This window comes from Lactobacillus sp. UMNPBX16, assembly GCF_002553775.1.
GTDB classification, from domain to species: Bacteria; Bacillota; Bacilli; order Lactobacillales; family Lactobacillaceae; genus Lactobacillus; species Lactobacillus crispatus.
In genome coordinates this window covers 1-3,068 of sequence record NZ_PCYU01000031.1, presented here as the reverse complement: position 1 = coordinate 3,068, position 3,068 = coordinate 1, and the positions used below count along the sequence as shown (strand labels likewise).

The following is a 3,068-nucleotide window of genomic DNA, read 5'->3' as shown; positions in this document are numbered from 1 at the left end:
CTTGACTTTGGGTAGAAAAATTGCTGCTGAAGCAGAAGCTCATTATAAGCAAGTTTCAATGCATTCATTTGGTGGAGCAATTCATTTTGCAGCAAGTTTGCAAATGGCAGCAGCAATTCCGAATGCATATCCTGTTGAATCAGAGGAAAATTATAACCCATTAAGAACTGATCTTATGAAAGAACCTTTTAAGACTGATGAAAAGATGAATTATATTTTGTCTGAAAATAAGCCTGGATTAGGAATTGAATTGGATTGGAATAAAGTGAAAAAATACGAAATCTAAGTGGTGATAAAAATGTTTATGTATATTTTAAGTGTTATTGTTGCCATTGCGATACTAATTGTTTTGATCTTTAAGGGTGTTAATATGGTGCCTGCATCATTGATTGCCTCTTTGGCTGCAATTTTAATTGGTGGTATAGATTTGTGGAAAGGCTTATCTCAAGGTTATGCCACTACTATGGGAAATTATGTAAAAGACTTTTTCTTAATTTTCTTTCTTTCAGCTTTATTTGGTGCAGTGATGTCAGATAGTGGAGCTGCATCTAAAATAGCTTCTACTTTAGTAAATAAAATTGGAAAAAGTAGTGTAATTCTGGTTCTACTGATTGTCACATTAATTTTGTCTTATGGGGGGATTATGACTTATCTAGTGGCTTTTACTTTATATCCTATAGCCGTAATTCTTTTTAAAGAAGCAGATATTCCAATTAAGTTATTTCCAGCTACAATTTTAGGTATTGCAGCTACGATTTGTATGACTACATTACCAGGGAGTCCACAAATTCAGAATATTATGCCAACCCAGTATTTCCATACTAATATTTATGCTGGTGCCACGATTGGTATTGTCTGTGGCATATATGTTTTTATTGCTAACTATCTATATTTAAAACATGCTCAAAAGAAATGTAGTGATAAAGGCGAGCATTTCGAGGTTTTGGATAAGTCTATTGATCAAAAAGAAGAAGAAAAAGCTCAATCAATTAACTTTTGGGTAGCTATTTTACCAATTGTTGTAATGTTAGTTTTAATCTTTGTTTTAAAAAATAAATTAGATGCTAACTTTTCTGTAGTTATTGCTATGTTTGTTGCAAATCTTTTAGCATTTATCTTTTTCTACAAGCCATTAAAAGGACATTTAGAAAAAACAATTGAAACTGGCACACAAAATGGTATTAATGCTTTAATGACTACTTCTGCTGTAGTTGCTTTTGGTGGAGTTGCAACAATTTCTCCACAGTTTGCACAAGTTGTTAAAGCATTGTCAAATAATCATTCCAATGTTTATTTGATTTCTATGATAGTCGTAAGTGTGGCATCTGGAATTTCAGGTTCTGCGAGTGGCGGTATTGGTATTTGGTTAAATTCGTTTGGTACACATTTAGCAACAATGAATTTGAATTTTTCAGCTTTACATAGATTAGCTGTTATGTCTTCAGGTTGGACTGGATGTTCACCGTTCTCGAGTGGTCCTGTTGTGGCAAGTTCAGTAGCTCATGTAAAATTAAAAGATTCCTATCCATATATATTCGTAACTTGTGTTGTTAATCCATTTATAGCAATGGTTATTGGTTACATTATGTTTAGTGTAGGTATTGTTTAATTTAAATCTTTATTAGACTAATAACAAAGAGTCTTGCAGCGATATTATAATTAAGTATTTCGGTGTAAGACTCTTTTAATTTAACTAAAAGCAGATTGCAAAATTTAAAAGCAATTATATTCTTTACAAAATATGGCAGATATCCCAATTATGTTAAATCTTAATATATAAGTTTCAATTAAACATGATACTTATATTTTCCAATCGACAAGAAAAAGAGGTTATTAAGCTATGTAAGCGATTGCACTATACTAATAATGTAATCAGAAACATAGAAAGGAAATAAAAATGACAGATTGGTTAAACATTAGAGACAGAGTTTACATTGTAACTGGCGGGTCATCAGGGATTGGAGCAGCCATTGTAAAAGAGTTGCTTGAACAAGGTGCAAAAGTTGTAGATGCTGATTTAAATGAACCTAAAGTGACACATGAAAATCTAACTTTCTATCAAACAGATGTAACTAATAAAGATGATGTGGATGCCACAGTAAAAGCAACCATAAAAGAATATGATCACTTAGACGGTGTGGTAAATAACGCAGGTATTAACTTACCAAGACTTTTAGTAGATGACAAGAAACCAGAAAGTCAATATGAAATGACTGAAAAAGATTGGATAAAGATGTTTACCGTTAATGTTAAGAGCGTGATGTTAATGTCACAAGCAGTCGGTAGATATCTAGTTAACCAAAAACACGGTGTAATCGTTAATATGTCAAGTGAAGCTGGTCTTGAGGGCTCACAAGGTCAAAGCATTTATTCAGCTACTAAGGGTGCAATCAATGGATTTACTCGTTCGTGGGCAAAAGAACTTGGTAAATTTAATGTACGTGTAGCAGGTGTAGCTCCTGGGATTATGGAAGCAACTGGCTTAAGAACCCCAAGTTATGAAAATGCACTAGCTTACACTAGAAATATTACAGTAGATCAATTAAGAGCAGGTTATAAGAGCACAACAACTACTCCAATGGGTAGAAGTGGCCATTTGTATGAAGTAGCAGATTTAGTAGCCTACTTGTTATCAGATAGATCAAGCTATATTACAGGGGTAACCATTAATGTAGCAGGAGGCAAGTCAAGAGGCTAGAGACAGAGGGGATAAAAATGGATAGTTACTTATTTAAGCTTTTAAAACTTCTCATTGAAAATGGCTCTATGACAACACAGGATATTGCTTATTATGGAAATGTTTCAAAAAGAACTGTTACTAACAGAATTAATGAATTAAACAATGTATTGGGAGATACGGCACAAGTTTTAAAGGAGTCTAATAGATATCAATTAATTATAAATAACTATCCGGACTTTTTACATTTAGAAACTCAGTTTCTTAAAGGTGAATTGGATTTAAATGATCCAGTAAAAAGAGAATCTTTTATTATTTATCATCTTATCAGTAATAAGAGTTTTATCACCCTTGATGATCTTGCTGATCAGATGAAACTGTCAAATCTTTT

General features: G+C 32.7%; 4 protein-coding genes. All 4 read left to right on the top strand.

What is annotated here, in order from left to right:
• A partial coding sequence (locus CP367_RS08080; RefSeq protein ID WP_304441537.1) for an enolase C-terminal domain-like protein occupies nt 1-286 on the top strand: 286 nt, incomplete at its 5' end.
• 12 nt (nt 287-298) lie between these two features.
• On the top strand, nt 299-1,609 hold the full coding sequence (locus CP367_RS08075) for a GntP family permease (protein ID WP_089148093.1): 1,311 nt from the start codon (nt 299-301) through the stop codon (nt 1,607-1,609).
• Between the two features lie 288 nt (nt 1,610-1,897).
• Nucleotides 1,898-2,698: an SDR family oxidoreductase gene (locus CP367_RS08070; protein ID WP_089148094.1), complete on the top strand. Its 801-nt coding sequence runs from the start codon at nt 1,898-1,900 to the stop codon at nt 2,696-2,698.
• A gap of 17 nt (nt 2,699-2,715) precedes the next feature.
• Nucleotides 2,716-3,068 (top strand): HTH domain-containing protein (locus tag CP367_RS08065; RefSeq protein WP_143440709.1); only part of this gene is annotated, 353 nt, incomplete at its 3' end.